This window comes from Mesorhizobium sp. M1182 (genome assembly GCF_040318335.1).
Classification (GTDB): Bacteria; Pseudomonadota; Alphaproteobacteria; order Rhizobiales; family Rhizobiaceae; genus Mesorhizobium.
Genome location: NZ_JAMYMD010000008.1, coordinates 128,038 through 145,465 on the forward strand (window position 1 = coordinate 128,038; position 17,428 = coordinate 145,465).

General features: G+C 62.4%; 17 protein-coding genes. 8 read left to right on the plus strand and 9 right to left on the minus strand.

Annotated elements, in window-relative coordinates; translation table 11 throughout:
- The first annotated feature begins 5 nt into the window (after nt 1–5).
- The 6 genes from tmk (at nt 6) to NKH33_RS12625 (ending at nt 5,848) form a co-directional block, all read left to right on the plus strand.
- On the plus strand, nt 6–680 hold the full coding sequence (gene tmk, locus NKH33_RS12600; RefSeq protein WP_352682724.1) for a dTMP kinase: 675 nt from the start codon (nt 6–8) through the stop codon (nt 678–680).
- The gene (locus tag NKH33_RS12605; protein WP_352682722.1) at nt 677–1,732 is read left to right on the plus strand and encodes a DNA polymerase III subunit delta'; all 1,056 of its coding nucleotides are present in this window, start codon (nt 677–679) and stop codon (nt 1,730–1,732) included. The genes tmk and NKH33_RS12605 overlap by 4 nt, the downstream gene beginning before the upstream one ends.
- Before the next feature lie 122 nt (nt 1,733–1,854).
- Nucleotides 1,855–3,438: a methionine--tRNA ligase gene (gene metG / locus NKH33_RS12610; RefSeq protein WP_352772954.1), complete on the plus strand. Its 1,584-nt coding sequence runs from the start codon at nt 1,855–1,857 to the stop codon at nt 3,436–3,438.
- The gene (locus tag NKH33_RS12615; RefSeq protein ID WP_352919756.1) at nt 3,438–4,232 is read left to right on the plus strand and encodes a TatD family hydrolase; all 795 of its coding nucleotides are present in this window, start codon (nt 3,438–3,440) and stop codon (nt 4,230–4,232) included. Before metG ends, NKH33_RS12615 begins: the two co-directional genes overlap by 1 nt.
- 3 nt (nt 4,233–4,235) lie before the next feature.
- Complete coding sequence (locus NKH33_RS12620; protein WP_023675062.1) at nt 4,236–5,054, plus strand: MBL fold metallo-hydrolase; 819 nt, start codon at nt 4,236–4,238, stop codon at nt 5,052–5,054.
- 203 nt (nt 5,055–5,257) lie between these two features.
- Entirely contained in the window at nt 5,258–5,848 is a 591-nt protein-coding gene (locus NKH33_RS12625) for a hypothetical protein (protein WP_352471855.1), read from the plus strand.
- A 102-nt stretch (nt 5,849–5,950) separates the two neighbouring features.
- Here the strand turns inward: NKH33_RS12625 and NKH33_RS12630 are convergent, their stop codons facing one another.
- From NKH33_RS12630 to NKH33_RS12645, 4 genes are read right to left on the minus strand one after another with little or no spacing between them, the layout of a single operon-like run.
- Nucleotides 5,951–6,505 carry a DUF2076 domain-containing protein gene (locus NKH33_RS12630; protein ID WP_352542012.1) on the minus strand — a complete coding sequence of 185 codons (555 nt, stop codon included), beginning with the start codon at nt 6,503–6,505 and terminating at the stop codon, nt 5,951–5,953.
- Between the two features lie 32 nt (nt 6,506–6,537).
- A complete protein-coding gene (locus tag NKH33_RS12635) occupies nt 6,538–7,245 on the minus strand; it encodes a Bax inhibitor-1/YccA family protein (protein ID WP_352919760.1) in 708 nt (235 codons plus the stop codon).
- 24 nt (nt 7,246–7,269) lie between these two features.
- Nucleotides 7,270–8,043 carry an anti-sigma factor family protein gene (locus NKH33_RS12640; protein ID WP_352471852.1) on the minus strand — a complete coding sequence of 258 codons (774 nt, stop codon included), beginning with the start codon at nt 8,041–8,043 and terminating at the stop codon, nt 7,270–7,272.
- The gene (locus tag NKH33_RS12645; RefSeq protein ID WP_502896504.1) at nt 8,040–8,573 is read right to left on the minus strand and encodes a sigma-70 family RNA polymerase sigma factor; all 534 of its coding nucleotides are present in this window, start codon (nt 8,571–8,573) and stop codon (nt 8,040–8,042) included. Before NKH33_RS12645 ends, NKH33_RS12640 begins: the two co-directional genes overlap by 4 nt.
- A 218-nt stretch (nt 8,574–8,791) precedes the next feature.
- Here NKH33_RS12645 and NKH33_RS12650 point away from each other — a divergent pair, with 218 nt between their 5' ends.
- A complete protein-coding gene (locus NKH33_RS12650; protein WP_352919764.1) occupies nt 8,792–9,976 on the plus strand; it encodes an amino acid aminotransferase in 1,185 nt (394 codons plus the stop codon).
- Between the two features lie 136 nt (nt 9,977–10,112).
- The gene (gene mazG / locus NKH33_RS12655) at nt 10,113–10,937 is read left to right on the plus strand and encodes a nucleoside triphosphate pyrophosphohydrolase (RefSeq protein ID WP_352471848.1); all 825 of its coding nucleotides are present in this window, start codon (nt 10,113–10,115) and stop codon (nt 10,935–10,937) included.
- Nucleotides 10,938–10,943: 6 nt separating this feature from the next.
- On the opposite strand, the gene hflX is transcribed toward mazG, so the two are convergent.
- From hflX to NKH33_RS12680, 5 genes are all read right to left on the minus strand, one after another.
- On the minus strand, nt 10,944–12,335 hold the full coding sequence (hflX, locus tag NKH33_RS12660) for a GTPase HflX (RefSeq protein WP_352502925.1): 1,392 nt from the start codon (nt 12,333–12,335) through the stop codon (nt 10,944–10,946).
- Complete coding sequence (gene hfq, locus NKH33_RS12665; RefSeq protein ID WP_006202172.1) at nt 12,336–12,581, minus strand: RNA chaperone Hfq; 246 nt, start codon at nt 12,579–12,581, stop codon at nt 12,336–12,338. It lies immediately after the preceding gene.
- A gap of 145 nt (nt 12,582–12,726) precedes the next feature.
- On the minus strand, nt 12,727–13,590 hold the full coding sequence (locus NKH33_RS12670; RefSeq protein WP_352682711.1) for a D-amino-acid transaminase: 864 nt from the start codon (nt 13,588–13,590) through the stop codon (nt 12,727–12,729).
- 88 nt (nt 13,591–13,678) lie between these two features.
- On the minus strand, nt 13,679–15,040 hold the full coding sequence (gene ntrX / locus NKH33_RS12675; RefSeq protein ID WP_352471845.1) for a nitrogen assimilation response regulator NtrX: 1,362 nt from the start codon (nt 15,038–15,040) through the stop codon (nt 13,679–13,681).
- Nucleotides 15,030–17,315: a sensor histidine kinase NtrY-like gene (locus tag NKH33_RS12680; RefSeq protein WP_352502927.1), complete on the minus strand. Its 2,286-nt coding sequence runs from the start codon at nt 17,313–17,315 to the stop codon at nt 15,030–15,032. Before NKH33_RS12680 ends, ntrX begins: the two co-directional genes overlap by 11 nt.
- Between the last annotated feature and the right edge of the window lie 113 nt (nt 17,316–17,428).

Below are 17,428 nucleotides of genomic sequence, written 5' to 3' on the forward strand. Positions count from 1 at the left end.
AGGCTTTGGCGCGCGGATTTTTCATCACTTTTGAAGGCGGCGAAGGAGCAGGCAAGTCGACGCAGATCGAGCGGCTGGCAAAGAAGATGCGCGCCAAGAAATACGATGTGCTGGTGACACGTGAGCCGGGTGGCTCGCCGGGCGCGGAGGCGGTCAGGCATGTCCTGCTTTCAGGCGCAGCCGAGCCGTTCGGCCCCAAGATGGAAGCTCTGCTTTTCGCCGCTGCGCGTTCCGACCATGTCGAACAGGTCATCCGGCCGGCAGTCGAGCGCGGTTCGGTCGTACTTTGCGATCGTTTCATGGATTCCTCGCGCGTCTACCAGGGCGTCACCGGCGGCCTCGACCCGGCATTCATGGACGCATTGGAGAAGGTCGCCATCAACGGCATGATGCCGGACATGACACTGATCTTCGACATCGACCCGGCCGAGGGCCTGAGGCGCGCTACCGCCCGGCGGGGCAGCAGTAACGGACCGGACCGCTTCGAGAAAGAAACATTGGCCATCCACCAACGCCGGCGCGAGGCGTTTCTCGCGATCGCCTCAGCTGAACCCGAACGCTGCGTTGTCGTCGATGCCTCAGCCGACCTAGATGCGGTGGAGGATGTCGTTACCGCCGCGGTCTTCGCGGCTCTCGAGAGGATGATGCCGGCGCAAAGAAGGCAGGCGGCGCCAGCATGATTTTCGAACGCATCGCGCCCGAACAGCACGACACGCTGGACGGGGTGCCCGAGCCATCCGAGACGCCGCGTCTTGTCGGTCACCTGCAGGCGGCCAACATGCTCGCCACCGCTTACCGCTCGGGAAAGCTGCCGCACGCACTGATCTTTGCCGGACCGGTTGGCATCGGCAAGGCGACGCTGGCCTTTCACCTGGCGCATCATCTGTTGAAGCACCCGGCCTTCGAGCAGGCGCCGGAAAGCCTTGCCGTTCCAGATCCGGCTTCGTCGCTGTTTCGACAGATCGCCACCGGCGCGCATCCTTCGGTGCTGCATCTTACACGCCCGGTGAACGACAAGACCAAGAGCTTCAAGACAGTGGTCACGGTCGACGAAATCCGCAAGGTCAGCCGTTTTCTGTCGCTGACCTCGCACGACGGCAGCTACCGGGTGGTTATCGTCGATCCCGCCGACGACATGAACACCAATGCTGCCAATGCCTTGCTGAAGAATCTTGAAGAGCCACCCGCGCGCACCTTATTCATCCTCATCGTCCATGCGCCGGGCAGTCTGCTGCCGACGATCAGGTCGCGCTGCCAGATGGTGCGGTTGGCGCCGCTCGATGCCGAGAGCTTGATGACGGTTCTGGAGGGCATCGAGCCGCCGCCACCGGAGGATCCTGCGGCGCGCGCGGCGCTGGCGGAGCGGTCAGGGGGCAGCGCGCGCAATGCGATCCTGTTGACGCAGTATGGCGGGCTCGAAATCGCCGCCACCCTCGACGCTCTGGTGATGTCCAAGAAGTTAGATGTCGCGGCGGCCTACCGTCTTGCCGAGGCGGTCGCCGGCCGCGACCAGGCGATCCCGTTCGAGATATTCAATCGCCGCGCGCTTGATCTGCTGTCGGCCGGCGCCAGCCAGGCCGCGCTCGCCGGCGATCTCGCGCGAGCCAAAACGCTGTCGGATACTTGGCACGCGGCTTTGAACGCTATATCTGAAACCGAGACCTACAACCTCGACAAAAAGCAGCACGCCCTGACCATGATCGACCGCCTGAATTCTGCAATGCGAATGTGACGGCCGCTGGCGTGGCTTTTGAAGCCCCTGAGTATTGATTCCCAATCAATCGCAGGAACTTCGAAGCCACCACATTGGCGTCGGATGGCAATTGCCGTTTCGATGCGATATCTCACCGCGACATCTTTCATTCAGACATTCATGACGGCTCATCCATGGCACGCGAAAAATACTACGTCACGACGCCGATTTTCTATCCGAACGGCAAGCCGCATATCGGCCATGCCTACAATGTCATCGCCAGCGACACGCTGGCCCGCTTCCAGCGGCTCGATGGCAAGGACGTCTTCTTCGTCTCGGGAACCGACGAGCACGGTTTGAAGATGCAGCAGACGGCGGACGCCGAAGGCCTGACGCCGAAAGCGCTTGCCGATCGCAACTCGGCGATCTTCCGCTCGATGCTCGAAGCGACCGGTTGCTCGAACGACGTTTTCATCCGCACCACCGAAGAGCGTCATTACAAGGCCTGCCAGGCGATCTGGACGCGCATGGCTGAGAATGGCGACATCTACCTCGACCGCTACAGTGGCTGGTATTCGGTGCGGCAGGAAGCCTATTTCGACGAGGCCGAAACCAAGGTCGGTGACGACGGCGTGCGCCGCGAACCGCTCGGCTCGCCTGTCGAATGGACCGAGGAAGAGAGCTATTTCTTCCGCCTTTCCGCCTATCAGGACAGACTGCTCGCGCTCTATGAGAACAGCCCCGAGTTCGTCGGACCGGCGGAGCGGCGCAATGAAATCATCAGCTTTGTCAAATCCGGCCTGAAGGATCTGTCGATCTCGCGCACCACATTCAAATGGGGCGTGCCGGTGCCCGGCGATGAGAAGCATGTGATGTATGTCTGGGTCGATGCCCTAACCAATTACATCACCGCCGCCGGTTATCCGGATCCGACCAATGAGAGATGGTCTTTCTGGCCGGCGAACGTCCACGTCATCGGCAAGGATATCATCCGCTTCCACGCGGTCTACTGGCCGGCATTCCTGATGTCGGCCGGCATCGAATTGCCGAAGCGCGTGTTTGCGCATGGTTTTCTGTTCAACCGTGGCGAGAAGATGTCGAAGTCGGTCGGCAATGTCGTCGACCCGTTCGCGATGATCGAGCACTACGGCCTCGACCAAGTGCGCTATTTCTTCATGCGCGAAGTGCCGTTCGGCCAGGACGGCAGCTACAGCCATGATGCGATCGTCAACCGCACCAATGCCGACCTTGCCAATGGCCTCGGCAATCTGGCGCAGCGCTCGCTGAAGATGGTCGCCAAGAACTGCAGCGGCGCGGTGCCAAAGCGCGGCGAACTGACCGAAGCCGACAGCGCCATCCTCGACCAAGCGGTGGGGGCACTCGCCGTCGCGCGAAAGGCGATGGCGGATCAGGGCATCCATTTGGCGCTGGCGGCGATCTTCGGAGTGGTGGCCGAAGCTGACCGCTATTTCGCCTCTCAGCAACCCTGGGCGCTAAGCAAAAGCGATCCAGAGCGTATGAAGACAGTTCTGTGGACGACGATCGAAGTCGTCCGGCGCGTGACGCTGCTCTGCCAGCCCTTTGTTCCGGGGTCGGCTGCTAAGCTGCTCGACCTGCTGGCGGTGCCGGCAGACAACCGTGACTTTGCGCATGTCCACGCCGACTATGCGCTGGTGCCTGGCACGGCATTGCCCGCGCCGGAGGCGGTCTTTCCGCGTTACGAAAAGCAGGACGCGAACGCCTGATGCTGGTCGACAGTCACTGCCATCTCGACTTTCCGGATTTCGCCGAAGAGCGGGCGGCCATCGTCGCCCGCGCCCTAGCGGCCGGCATCGGCCGAATGGTGACGATCTCGACGAGGGTGAAGCGATTTAACCAAGTGCTTGAGATTGCAGAGACTTTCGATGATGTCTATTGCTCGGTCGGCACCCATCCGCATAATGCGGCCGAAGAGCTTGACGTCACTGTCGATGATCTGGTGCGGCTCTCTGCTCATCGCAAAGTGGTGGCGATCGGCGAGGCCGGGCTCGACTATTTCTACGATCATGCGCCGCGCGACGCACAGGCGCAGGGCTTTCGCACCCATATCGCCGCGGCGCGCGTGACCGGTCTGCCGCTGGTCATCCATTCGCGCGACGCCGACGACGACATGGCTGATATCCTCGAAGAAGAAACGGGGAAGGGCGCCTTCCCCTTCATCCTGCACTGTTTTTCGTCGGGGCGTCGGCTGGCCGAGATCGGCGTGGCGCTCGGCGGCTACGTCTCGTTTTCCGGTATCCTGACCTTCAAGAACTCCGCCGAGCTGCGCGCCGTCGCCGCCGATGTGCCGCGCGACCGTCTGCTGGTCGAAACCGACGCGCCATACCTTGCGCCGATCCCGTTTCGCGGCAAGCGTAATGAGCCCGCCTATGTCGCGTATGCAGCCAAGGTGCTGGCGGAGACGATCGGCTTCAGCGAGGCCGAGATCGCTAATATCACCACGGATAATTTCTTCCGGCTGTTCAGGAAAATGCCGCGCCCGAGCGCGCCGGGCGCCTGACGCATGAGCGACCGGCTACGTCTTACCGTCCTCGGCTGCGGCTCATCGCCGGGCACGCCACGCATCACCGGCGACTGGGGCAATTGCGATCCCGCGAACCCCCGGAACCGGCGCACGCGCACCGCAGCGCTCGTCGAGCGGATCGCGGCGAGTGGCGCCCGGACCACGGTCGTCATCGACACCGGCCCGGATTTCCGCGAGCAGATGCTGCTGGCATCGGTCAAGCGCATCGATGCGGTGGTCTATACACATCCGCATGCCGACCATATCCACGGCATCGACGATTTGCGCGGCTTCGTGCTCGAGCAGCGCCACCGGATCGACATCCATGCGGATCAGGCTACCATGCTGCGCCTACGCGAGGCGTTCCGCTACTGTTTCGAAACACCGAAAGGCAGTTCGTATCCGCCGATCGTCAACGCCCATATCATCGACCACCACAGGCCGGTGGTGATCGCAGGCGAGGGCGGCGCCCTCACCCTCGAACCGCTGCTGCAGCTCCATGGCGACATCACCTCGCTGGGTTTCCGCATCGGTGGGCTGGCCTATTGCCCTGACGTCAGCGACTTTCCGGAGGCGACCGCCAAGCGTTTGCGCGGGCTGGACATGCTGGTCATCGACGCGCTGCAATACACCGTCCATCCGAGCCATCTGTCGCTTGGCCAGGCGCTTGGCTGGATCGAAAGGCTGGCGCCGAAGAACGCGGTGCTGACGCATATGCATGTGCCACTCGACTACGCTACGGTAATGGCCGAGACGCCGGCCAACGTCGAGCCTGCTTATGACGGCATGACGATCGAAATCCCTTACGAATCAGCGTGAAAGACCAAGATTTTATGGCCTGGGTTCCCGAGTTGGATCTCGCGAGGTGCTAGCTTCACGTCACATCCAATCGGCCATGCCAGTTCCATAATCTATCTTATGCGACTACGCCTATAGCATCCGATGGCGGCGAGATCAGGCCGGTCACTCGTAGACGTTCGCAACAGCGCTGTGGGGCAACGGGCATGCTAGGATTGCGAATCATGAAGACGCTTCCGCTGCTTGCAGGTCTTGCCCTCACCCTCGCCTGCGCGCTCACCGATGCGCGAGCTCAGGATGTCAGTCGTACGCCAGGCGAGAACGACCTGGCTTTCGCCAAACGTGTTGTTGGGTTCGCCGACAATGCTGATCCGCACACCACAGCCGTGAGCTGGAACGGCCTCCAGACACTCTTCGTCGATTACCAGACCGCCGAGGAATATCCGGAACGCCCGCTCGTCGCGCTGCAACGGCTAGCTGACAACAGATATCGCGCAATCCAGGTCACGCTCGGTGAACAAGAGGGCGACACACCGGACATCGCGCTCGGCCTCGCCAACGCCGACCACGACCCGGCAAAGGAACTGATCGTGATACTTTCCTGGGCTCAGATGCACTACGATGTCGAAGGGACGCTCTACGAAGTTCGCATCTTCGATGGCCCCAAGCCAGGCCAGAAGGCGCTGACTCAATTGAAAGCGAGCCGGAAGTTCGACGCCACATGCGACTGCCATTGGCGCGACGGCACAACGAAGCACTTCCGCTTCAAGACGATCGCAGCGGTCAAGGCTGAACTGAAGCGCCTGGGTTATTAGCCGCCGGCGAGGGCTCGCTTCCCGGATGTTGCCCTCGCCATCTCGCCTATGCTTACCCGCAATCGTCCCCAGCGCCGGTACAGGCACAGTCTGGGTCGCTCATCAGAACTCCATATCACCGAAGTCACCGCCATTGTCGGAGCTGGCATCGCCTGCCTGATCGGCTTCGTCCGGCTGCGGCGTCGGCTGTTCAGCTGCCTTCGCTTCGCTGCCGCCAAACACGCCGGCGATCGCGTTGCCGAGCAGCACGCCGCCCGCCACGCCCATCGCGGTCTGCGCGGCGCCGGCAAGAAAACCGCCGCCTGCCCGCTGTGGCGTGTCCTGCGGCCCTTCAGTTGCAACGGAGGCGGTGCGCCCTACCCGCGGAACCGAGCCTGAGCGCCTGCCGCCGCTGCGGCCGAAGAAGCCGCTGAGCGGTCCACCGCCGGCCGGCTGCCGCGCCTGCTCCTCCAGTTCTTCTATGCGCGCCTGAGCTGCGTTCAGGGCCTGCTCCTGCACCACGATCGTCTGGGCCATGTAATATGGCGCCCCAGGCTGCTGGGTGATCTGGTCCTGGATGAAGCGCTCTGCTTCGGCATCGCGCGGGGGCGCCTGGCGCTCGGCGCTTGCCAACTTCTCGAAGAGCTGTCCGATCGCTTGCTGATCGTTTCTGTCCATGATGTCCAACTCCGGTCTTGGTTCAACGCCGGCTATTCGCGCTCGCCGGTGAAGTTCAACAGCAGTTGGAAGATGTTGATGAAGTTCAGATAGAGCGAGAATGCACCGAAGACAGCGAGTTTCTGCTGTGATTCCGCGCCGAAGTTTTCCGCATACTGCTCTTTGATCGTCTGGGTATCCCAGGCGGTGAGGCCTATGAAGACGGCGATGCCGATCACAGAGATCGCGAATTGGAGCGCGGTCGAGCCCAGGAAGATATTGACGATGCTGGCGATCACCACGCCGATCAGGCCCATGATCAGGAACGACGAAAACTGCGTCAGGTCGCGTTTGGTCGTGTACCCGTAAAGGCTGGTCGCGCCGAACATGGTGGCGGCGATGAAGAAGGTGCGTGCGATGCTGGTGCCGGTAAAGACCAGGAACACGGAAGCCAGCGACAGGCCCATGACCGCGCAGAATGCCCAGTACATCGCCTGGGCGCCGGCTGCCGACATCGCCTGCATCCGAAACGAGAACAAGAGCACAAAGGCCAGCGGGGCCAGCATCACCACCCATTTCAGCGGTGTGGAGAAGATCGGCACGTAAAGAGCGGGCGTGGAAGCCACCACGAACGCGATCACGCCCGTAACGACGAGGCCAAGGCCCATATAGTTATAGACGCGCAGCATGTGCCGGCGCAGGCCTTCATCGTAGACGGCTCCGGCTCGGGCTCCGGCCCCGATATATCCGAGATTGTTCATGTGGTTCTCCTTCTTGCAGGTCGATCAGTAAAGCGTTTTGGCGAGCGCTTCGGCCGTGCGATCGAGACCGCCGACATCGCTGCGTCCGACGACCGCGTAGGCGACCTCGCCGATCTGGAAATAAGCCGAGGAAACTTCGCCCGAGGGAACGACGGTCGGCTTGACGACGTCGAATGTTCCGGGCCTGATCGCGAACAACGAGACCAGCCCCATCTCTTTCGTCTCGACAGCCATCTCGACGCTCGGTCCGAATTGCGATGGATAGATCTGCACGTCACGGACCGTCCAGTCCGCCGGCAGCGATGGCATCACGATCGCCGTCGCGGCGCGGATTTCGTCGGCATTGTAGCCGGGTGCTTCGGGTTGCGACGACATCGCCTCGCGCACGAGCGTCGTGCGGTGCGCCCGGACCGCGTCCTCCACATAGGCCGGCGGATGGGTCGAAGCGACGACTTCCGTCACCGATATCGGTCCGATGAGCCCGTTCGCAAGCCAGCCGGCAGCGACGAAGACAGCAACTGCCGCAGCTCGCTGCAAAGCACCAAGGACGCGGCCGCGCGCCAATCCCCGCTCCAGCCGCCGTGCAGCATCGGCCGTCGCGGGCCGCGCCATGCCTTTCGATCCGGCAAGCGCCACGCGCAATTCGTCACGCATCCGTAAGTCGGACATCACCCGCGCGGCCGCGTCCGGGCGGGCCGAAAGGAACGCCTCGACCTCGATGCGACGAGCCACGTCCAGCTGATCGTCGACATAGGCGTCGAGATCAGTGTCGGTGACGGGATCGCGCAGTTGGTTCATGATCCACCTCCGACGATCTTCAGATGGCCTTTCGCGCGTGCCGGCACCGCGTCCTCCATCTCGCGCAGGGCCGCACGCGCCCTGCCGATGCGCGACATCAGCGTGCCAAGCGGCACGCCACTCACCTCAGCGGCCTGGCTGTAGCTAAGCCCCTCGATGGCGACGAGATGCAACGCCGAACGCTGCTCCTCCGGCAATTCGAAAAACGCTTCGCGCACCTGGGCCAGACGGACCGAATGTTCCTGCGGCGCCGGGACATTCGCCTCGGCGAGATAGCCGGCCTGTTCGATGCGCATTGCTTCGGATTTGCGGGACCGCAGACCGTCGATGAATGCATTATGGACGATCGACAGCAGCCATACGCGAAGATTTCCGCCGGAGCGGAAGCTGCCGCGTCGCTCATAGGCACGCACCAGCGCATCATGCACCAGATCCTCTGCATCGGCGCTGTCGCGCGTCAGCGAGCGTGCATAGCGGCGCAGCGAACCGAGCTGTCCCAGAATATCGAAGCGTGGCATCGGCCGTTTCATGTCCTGTTTACGGAGCAGGTCGGGATGTTAATCCCGCTCTCCCCGAAATTTTCTTACGGCTCGCCGCGTTCTCGTCCTGGGAGATATCGGGCCCGCTCTCGCCCGCCAGATAGTATCGGCCGCCTTCGAGGCAAACCGGCGCCGAGTTGGCGCATATGAAACTGCTGGCAAAGCACGGCCGGTTTGCGTATCACTCCGCCGCCAACGGAACCTTATCGATGTTCGAAAATCTCCAGCCCGCGCCTGCCGACAAGATCCTGGCCTTGATCGGCCTCTATCGCGCCGACCCGCGCCCCGACAAGGTCGATCTTGGGGTCGGCGTCTATAAGGATCGCGACGGCAAGACGCCGGTGATGCGCGCGGTACGCGAAGCCGAAAAGCGGCTGCTGCAGGGCCAGAATACCAAGACCTATCTCGGCCTTGCCGGCGATACCGCGTTCAACGCGGCGATGGCCAGGCTGGTGTTCGGCCCAGCCGCCGACATGACGCGCATTCGTGCGGCGCAGGCGCCAGGCGGCTCCGGCGCGCTGCGGCTGGTAGCAGAGCTGCTGAAAAGGACCCGCACCGACGCGATGGTCTGGCTGTCGGATCCGACATGGCCGAACCACATGCCGGTGATGCGCGCCGCTGGCCTGCAGATACGCGAATATCCCTATTTCGACGCTGCTTCTGGTGCGGTTCGCTTCGACGACATGCTGAATGCATTGAGAACCGCGAATCCTGGCGACGTCGTATTGTTGCATGGCTGCTGCCATAACCCGACAGGCGCCAATCTAGACATCTGGCAATGGGCTGCCATTGCCGATCTTGTCGTTGAGCGCGGCCTGCTGCCCTTTGTCGACATCGCCTATCAGGGCTTTGGCGAGGGACTTGATGCGGATGCCGCCGGCTTGCGCCTTCTGGCGGCAAAAGTTCCGGAAATGGTCGTTGCCTCCAGCTGCTCGAAGAACTTTGCCGTCTATCGCGACCGAGTCGGTGCAGCGCTGATCATGGCGAAAGGTGGCGCGCAGGCGGATTTGGCGATGGGCCAGATGCTGTCGGCGGCGCGCGCCATGTATTCGATGCCGCCGGACCACGGCGCGGCGGCGGTGCGCGTCGTGCTTGAAGACCCCGCATTGCGTTCCGACTGGGAGGCAGAGCTTGAAGAGATGCGGCTGCGCATGCTGCGGCTGCGCGTCCAGTTCGCCGAGGCGCTGCGGCGGCAGTCCAACTCCGACCGTTTCGATTTCGTCGCCAGCCATCGCGGCATGTTTTCCCGGCTTGGCCTGTCGGAAGCGCAAGTCGAGCGGCTGCGCGCCGAGCATGCCATCTATATGGTCGGCGACAGCCGCATCAACGTTGCCGGCCTGCCCGAGGACGGCATGGATGCGCTCGCCAAGGCGATAGTCTCCGTGCTCGACTGATGCTTTTGCTAACTAGGATCTTCCGGAAACCGGCTTCCACTTTCGTATCATGGTCTGGCGGCCCGTCTGTGGACAAGGCGCCCTCACCGGCTGAAGCCGTTGGCCGCACAGCCGTGTACAGGATAGCGTTTCCCAGATGAAACCCTCGAAAGACATTTCCCGACTGATCGAGATCATGGCAGCGCTGCGGGCGCCGGAAACCGGCTGCCCGTGGGATATCGAGCAGGACTTTTCGACAATCGCGCCGTACACGATCGAGGAAGCCTACGAAGTGGCGGACGCCATTGCGCGTGGCGATCTGGACGATCTGCGGGATGAACTCGGCGATCTCCTGCTGCAAGTGGTCTACCACGCGCAAATGGCCGAGGAGGCCGGCGAATTTTCATTCGGCGATGTGGTCCTGGCCATCACCACAAAAATGATCCGCCGCCACCCCCATGTCTTCGGCGACGACAAGGCGCGCAGCGCCGGCATGGCCAAGGGCATGTGGGAAAAGATCAAGGCAGAGGAAAAGGCGGAGAAGCGCAGTGCGCGCCTCGCCCGTGGGCTCGACCCGGAAGACCATGGCAAGGGCTTTCTCGACAGCGTGCCGGTCGCCCTGCCCGCGCTGACCCGGGCGCTCAAGCTGCAGGAAAAGGCCGCCCGCGTCGGCTTCGACTGGAGCGAGGCGGCGCCGATCCTCGACAAGATCGAGGAGGAGATCGGCGAACTACGCGAGGCGCTGGCCAAAGGCGACACTGCGCCGATCAAGGACGAGTTCGGCGACATGCTGTTTGCGGTCGTCAATCTCGGCCGGCACCTCAAAATTGATTCCGAAGCGGCACTCAGCGGCACCAACGAAAAATTCCGGTCGCGCTTCCACTATGTCGAGCGGACGCTGCAAGCGTCGGGAAACAGCCTCGAAGAGGCGACGCTGGACGAGATGGAAGCGCTCTGGCAGCAGGCAAAAAGCGCGAAGTAAACGCCTCTACCCGTTGTTTTGACGGCGCAATCGGCTTTCGATCTCCTGCCGAGCGCTGTGTGTAGCCTTGAGCGCGACGGTTACGCTGCCATCCTCATTGTCGTCGCGCGAGATGATGTCGCCGTTGCGGTAAAGCCAGTCGACGACGCCGAGTTGGTCGGGCTTGAGTGTGACGGTGAAGGTCTCCAGTTCGCCCGACATCATCGTCTCGATGATCGCCTTCAGCGCATCGATGCCCTCGCCGGTTACCGCCGATATGGCGATCGGCGGTGCCTTCTTGCCGTCAGCACCATCGGCAAGCAGCCGCGCCCGGTTGCCCTCGTCGAGCCGGTCGATCTTGTTCCATACTTCGATGACGCGCTTGCTATCGCGGGCATCGACGCCGAGATCGGCAAGGATGCGCTCGACATCTTCGGCCTGCGCGGCCGTATCGGGATCGGAGATGTCGCGCAGATGAATGACGAGGTCTGCCTCGACCACTTCCTCCAGCGTCGCCCTGAAGGCCGCGACCAGATGCGTTGGCAGGTCGGAAATGAAGCCGACCGTATCGGAAAGGATGATCGGCGTGCCGTGCGGCAGACGCACGCGGCGCAGCGTCGGGTCGAGCGTGGCAAACAGCATGTCTTCGGCCAGCACCCCTGCTCCGGTCAGCCGGTTGAACAGAGTCGACTTGCCGGCATTGGTGTAGCCGACGATCGCCACTACCGGAAATGGCACCTTCTTGCGCTTGGCGCGGTGCAGGTCGCGGGTGCGGCGCACAGTTTCGAGCTCGTGCTTCAGCTTGGTGATCTTGTCCTGCAGCACACGCCGATCCGACTCGATCTGGGTCTCGCCAGGGCCGCCGAGAAAGCCGGCGCCGCCACGCTGGCGCTCGAGGTGGGTCCAGCTCCGCACAAGGCGGCCTTTCTGGTAGTTGAGATGGGCAAGATCGACCTGCAGCGTGCCTTCCTTGGTGCGGGCGCGCTCGCCGAAAATCTCCAGGATCAGCCCGGTGCGGTCGAGCACCTTGGCGTTCAACTCTTTTTCGAGGTTGCGCTGCTGTACCGGGGTCAGCGGATGATCGACAATGACCACTTCCGCGTGGCCCTCTTTGACGATCTCAGCGAACTCCGCCACCTTGCCACTGCCGAGCAAGGTCGCCGGGCGTGGATCGTTGACGGTCACCACCGCCGTGTGGACCAGGTCGAGGTCGATGGCGCTGGCGAGGCCGACGGCCTCGTCGCGACGAGCCTCGGCGGAACGGGTCAGGCGGGGGCGGTTGGTGTCGTCGTCGCCACGCGGCTGCCGGGTAAGCACCGGCACGATTACCACCGCCCGGGTCGGGCCGTTGGCCTCTGTCCCGGTCTGATGTGCTGGTTTTCCGCGAACGCGGCGGTCCGCGTCTTTCTCACGTGCCAATCAGGCGCCCTGGCTTTCCTCACCATCGAACATCTGAACCGGCTGGCTCGGCATGATCGTGGAAATAGCGTGCTTGTAGACAAGCTGGGAATGGCCGTCGCGACGCAGCAGAACGCAGAAATTGTCGAACGAAGTGACCACGCCGGTCAGCTTCACGCCGTTGATGAGAAAGATGGTGAGTGGATTTTTGCTCTTGCGAACTGAATTCAGGAACAGGTCCTGAAGATTTTGCGATCGTTCCGCCATTGTTCTTGTCTTTCGCCGATCCCCTTCGGTTTGCAGGCCAATGCGCCAAATTAGCCGGCACATGTCAAGCACGCAAACACCATCTTGCCGTCAGTAACGACAAGCAGAACGAGATATATTGATGTTCATTCCATCTGTGCGGTTATCAGGCTGGACTTTTTTCCGCAACGTCAAAAAAGGCCTGCCGTAATGAAACTGTTATCGAGCCCGGGTGGCCGTTGGCGACGGGAGCGCCATCGATCGCCACCACCGGCATGGCAATCGTGGTCGCGGAGCTGATGAAAACCTCGCGCGCGGCCTTGGCTTCGGCCACCGAAAAACCGCGCTCCTCGATCGTCAGGCCGAGCTTGGCGGCCACGTCGAACAGCGTCGTACGGGTGATGCCGCGCAGGATGCCGTGCTCGGCCGGCCGCGTCACCAGCACGCCATCCCCGGTGATGATCCAGGCGTTCGACGATCCACCTTCCTTGACGGTGCCGTCGACATCGACGAACCAGGCCTCCTGAGCGCCGGCTTCCTTGGCTTTCTGCTTGGCCAGCACGTTCGGCAGCAGGCCGACCGACTTGATATCGACCCGATCCCACCGGTTCTCCGGCACTGTGATAACCCGGATCCCGCTCTCGGCCCGCTTCGCGGCAGCTGCAGGATCGGCTTTTTTGGCAGTCACCACCAGCGACGGCTTCGTCTCCGCCGGCGGGAAGAAAAACTCGCGGCTGGCGACGCCGCGTGTCACCTGGACATAGACCAGGCCGTCGACGACATGGTTGCGGCGCACCACCTCGCGCATGACGAGCGGCAGCACGCCGCGCGTGATCGGCCAATCGATCGAGAGTTCGGCAAGTGAGCGGTTCAATCGGGCGAGATGGCGGGGCATGTCGACGATGAAGCCCCGTGCCACCTCGCAGACCTCGTAGACGCCGTCGGCGAATTGATAGCCACGGTCCTCGATATGCACGGAAGCTTCGGCGTGAGCGACGTAGCGCCCGTTCACATACGCAATGCGCGGCATGGCTAACCCCTGAAAGAAGTCCAGCTTTCTTATGCGATTCCAAGACCGCCGTAACCGATAATTGCGTGGGCCACGACTGGTTTGGCTGTCAGACGCCCAGCGACTTCAGCTTGCGGTGCAATGCAGAGCGTTCCATGCCGATAAACTCTGCCGTCTTCGAGATATTGCCGCCAAAACGGTTGATCTGGGCGATCAGATAGTCCTTCTCGAATTGTTCGCGCGCTTCCCGCAGCGGCAGCGCCATTATGTGCTGATCGGATTTGTTTGGAGTGCGCGGCATGACGTCGCCGATCTCGGCAGGCAGGAGATCGGCGGTGATCGGCGCATCGACATCGTCGCCGCGCGCCAGGATCATCAGCCGCTCGACATTGTTGCGCAACTGGCGAACGTTGCCCGGCCAGTTATGCGCCTGCAGCACCGCCAGCGCGTCGTCGCCGATGCGGCGCGGCTTGATGCCGGCCTGGCGAGCGATCTGCTTCATGAAATTGTCGACCAGATAAGGAATGTCCTCGCGACGCTCGGCCAGTCCCGGCACCATGACCGGAACCACGGCCAGGCGATGATAAAGGTCCTCACGGAAACGGCCGTCGGCGATCATGGCTTCCAGGTTCTGCGAGGTCGACGAGACGATGCGCACGTCGACCTTGACCCGCTTGGTGCCCCCTACCCGCTCGAACTGCTGTTCGACCAGCACGCGCAGGATCTTGTTTTGCGTCTCACGCGGCATGTCGGCCACTTCATCGATGTAGAGAATGCCGCGATGGGCTTCCTCCAGCGCGCCGACCTTGCGTTCGACGCCGTTCGATTCGGTGCCGAACAACTCGATCTCCATACGCTCAGGCGTGATGTTGGCGGCGCTCAGCGTCACAAACGGTGCACTCTTGCGCGCCGACAGTGCGTGGATGGCGCGCGCCGCCAGTTCCTTGCCCGAGCCGGAGGGGCCGATAATCATGACGCGGCTGTTGGTCGGCGCGACGCGCTCGATGGTCTGGCGCAATTGGCTCATTGCCGACGACATGCCGATGAGGTCGAAAGTCTCGCCGCTGCGCAGCTTGAGATCCGAAACCTCGCGTCTCAATTTGGAGGTTTCGAGCGCCCGTTCGGCAATGAGGATCAGCCTGTCGGCCTTGAATGGCTTTTCGATGAAATCATAGGCGCCGCGGCGGATGGCCGAGACTGCCGTTTCGATGTTGCCGTGGCCCGAGATCATTACCACCGGCAGGTTCGGGTGCATCGTCTTGATCTCGTCCAGCAAGGCCAGGCCATCGAGCCGCGAGCCCTGCAGCCAGATGTCGAGGAAGATCAGCCTGGGTGCCCGGTCGGCGACCGCCGCCAGCGCGCTGTCGGCATCAAACGCCGTGCGTGTTTCGTGACCTTCGTCGCTCAGGATGCCGGCGACGAGTTCGCGGATGTCTTCCTCGTCATCGACGATGAGAATATCAGACGCCATTACCGACCTTTTCAGTTTCTTTTTCGTGTTCCGTCTTGCCCTCGCCGCGTACCGGAACGGTGGCGGCAACCGGCAGGATGATGCTGATCATTGCACCCCGCCCATCGTGGAAGTCCGCTGGTGCATCGTGCAATTCGAGTCGCCCGCCATGGTCCTCCACGATCTTCTTGACGATAGCGAGGCCAAGCCCGGTGCCTTTCTCGCGTGTCGTCATGTAAGGCTCGAGCAAGCGCTGCCGGTTCTCGCGCGGCAAGCCCCTGCCGTTGTCGATGACGTCGATTCGAATCGCGCCATTCTGACGCCCGGCTTGAATCCGGATTATGCCGTGCGGACGATCCTCTGCATCAAGTCCGTCGATGGCTTCGGCAGCATTCTTGATGACGTTGCCGAAAGCCTGCGCCATCAGCCGGCTGTCGAACGTGCCTTTGAGCGGCTCATTGCCGAAGACGCGCTCGAAGGTGATGTCGGCCCGGCTCACTTCGACCAGGAACGAGGCTTCGCGCAACGAATCGCGCAGATCGATGGCCTTCATTTCCGGTTTCGGCATGCGGGCGAACGCCGAGAACTCGTCGACCATGCGGCCGATGTCCTCCACTTGCCGGATGATGGTGTCGGTGCATTGATCGAAAACCTCACGGTCCTCGGTGATGACTTTGCCGTAACGCCGCTTGATACGCTCGGCCGAAAGCTGGATCGGTGTCAGTGGATTCTTGATCTCGTGGGCGATGCGTCGCGCCACGTCGGCCCATGCGGAGGAACGCTGTGCCTGGACCAGATCGGTAATGTCATCGACTGTAACGACGTAGGATTTATCCTCCGAACCGTCGTCGCCGGCTTCGATCGTGATCTGTACGTTGAAGGTCCGTTCAGTGCCGGCACGATAGAAGGTGACCTGTTCGCGATAGACCGGCTTGCCCGACTTGCGGCCGATCTCGAAGACGCGGCCGACATGCGGCAGCACGGCCGAAAGGTTCTGCCCAAGCGCTGCCGTGGCGGATATGGCCAGCATCGTTTCCGCCGAACGGTTGACGATGGTGACGATGCCATATGGATCGACGCCGATGACCCCGGCGGTGACGCCGGCAAGCACCGCCTCCGAAAAGCGCCGCCGCTCGTCGATCAAATCCTTGGCCGACAGGATCTCGTTGCGCTGCGATTTCAGCTCCATCAGCATCTTGTTGAAGGTGTCGCCGAGCGAGGCGACGTCACCGTCGGAGGGGCGGACAGGCACGGCTACGTCGAGATTGCCGGTGGCGACCTCATCGGCCGCGCCGATGAGCTGACGAATCGGCCGCACCAGGCGGTCGGCCACCGCAATGCCGGTCCAGATGGCAGACAGGATGATGATCAGCGTCAGCGACAGATAGGGAAGCGCGAAAGCCACTTGCGAGGTGCGGCGATTGTCTTCGAGACCGCGATATTCGGCGGTGTTGGATTTGACGATCTGCCGTGCCTTGATCACCTCGGGATCGACGAGGCGGATGGTGTAGAGATAGAGCCCGTCGATCTCGCGCAGCTTGACGATCGCACCCATGATGTTGCGGGTGCGCGGCTCTATCAGCACCGGCTTGCCGTCGGCAGCGCTTGCCACGGCGCCCTCAGGCGGCTCCGGCATGGCAAAGTCCGCGTCGGTCTTGGCGCTCATAACGAAGGAACCATCGGGCTTGATGAGTGCTGCGTGCGCCAGCGAGCGTCCCACCGCCTCCTTGTTCATGAGATCGAGGAACCCGGTGCGATCGAGACCGTAGAGCGTGCGCGAAGCGTCGAGGTCGTAAGCCATCGACAACGTCGTGCCCTGAAGATTTCGCGCGTTTTCCTGCACATAGGCGTCGGCGATCGACAACGACGAATTGACGATCGTCTTGGTGCGGATCTCGAACCAGCGGTCGAGGCCGATGTCGAGCGTGATCGACGCGATGATCGCCACCATGATCGCGGGGATGGCGGCGACCAGCGCAAACATCGCGACTATGCGGACATGCAGGCGCGACGCAGCCTTGCCGTGCCGGCGTGCCATCAGGATGCGATGCACCTCGCGGCCGACCAGCAAGATCAGAAACAGGACGAACGCCGCATTAAGCGCAATCAGCGCCAGCGTCGTCCTCGCGTCGGGCGTGATCGGCGTCGCGCCGACCAGAATGGCGAAGGAGATCGCCGCCGTCACCAGCGCACCGGCAACGGCGATCACGCCCGGCAGCGCAAGCAGCCGGCGACCGTCTCGCGCGCCGGTATTGCTGAAAAGCGATTTGCTCAGTGTCGGTGCGTGCAGGGCCATGTCGCCGTCTAGAGCCAGTGATTGCGTCGGATGTATGCAACGCATTGTGGCGATTATGCAACAAGTGTGGCCGAGACGGAAATCTTTCGGCAATCGATCCCCTGGAAAGCGCT

Bases quoted from the DNA above. Each gene is read 5' to 3' on its own strand.
- NKH33_RS12645 (WP_502896504.1), bottom strand. From the start codon at position 8,573: ATGAAACGGCCGATGCCACGCTTCGATATTCTGGGACAGCTCGGTTCG.
- hfq (WP_006202172.1), bottom strand. From the start codon at position 12,581: ATGGCGGAACGATCGCAAAATCTTCAGGACCTGTTCCTGAATTCAGTT.
- NKH33_RS12630 (WP_352542012.1), bottom strand. From the start codon at position 6,505: ATGGACAGAAACGATCAGCAAGCGATCGGACAGCTCTTCGAGAAGTTG.
- ntrX (WP_352471845.1), bottom strand. From the start codon at position 15,040: ATGGCGTCTGATATTCTCATCGTCGATGACGAGGAAGACATCCGCGAA.
- NKH33_RS12680 (WP_352502927.1), bottom strand. From the start codon at position 17,315: ATGGCCCTGCACGCACCGACACTGAGCAAATCGCTTTTCAGCAATACC.
- NKH33_RS12670 (WP_352682711.1), bottom strand. From the start codon at position 13,590: ATGCCGCGCATTGCGTATGTGAACGGGCGCTACGTCGCTCACGCCGAA.
- mazG (WP_352471848.1), top strand. From the start codon at position 10,113: ATGAAACCCTCGAAAGACATTTCCCGACTGATCGAGATCATGGCAGCG.
- NKH33_RS12635 (WP_352919760.1), bottom strand. From the start codon at position 7,245: ATGAACAATCTCGGATATATCGGGGCCGGAGCCCGAGCCGGAGCCGTC.
- NKH33_RS12640 (WP_352471852.1), bottom strand. From the start codon at position 8,043: ATGAACCAACTGCGCGATCCCGTCACCGACACTGATCTCGACGCCTAT.
- NKH33_RS12650 (WP_352919764.1), top strand. From the start codon at position 8,792: ATGTTCGAAAATCTCCAGCCCGCGCCTGCCGACAAGATCCTGGCCTTG.
- NKH33_RS12625 (WP_352471855.1), top strand. From the start codon at position 5,258: ATGAAGACGCTTCCGCTGCTTGCAGGTCTTGCCCTCACCCTCGCCTGC.
- NKH33_RS12620 (WP_023675062.1), top strand. From the start codon at position 4,236: ATGAGCGACCGGCTACGTCTTACCGTCCTCGGCTGCGGCTCATCGCCG.
- NKH33_RS12615 (WP_352919756.1), top strand. From the start codon at position 3,438: ATGCTGGTCGACAGTCACTGCCATCTCGACTTTCCGGATTTCGCCGAA.
- NKH33_RS12605 (WP_352682722.1), top strand. From the start codon at position 677: ATGATTTTCGAACGCATCGCGCCCGAACAGCACGACACGCTGGACGGG.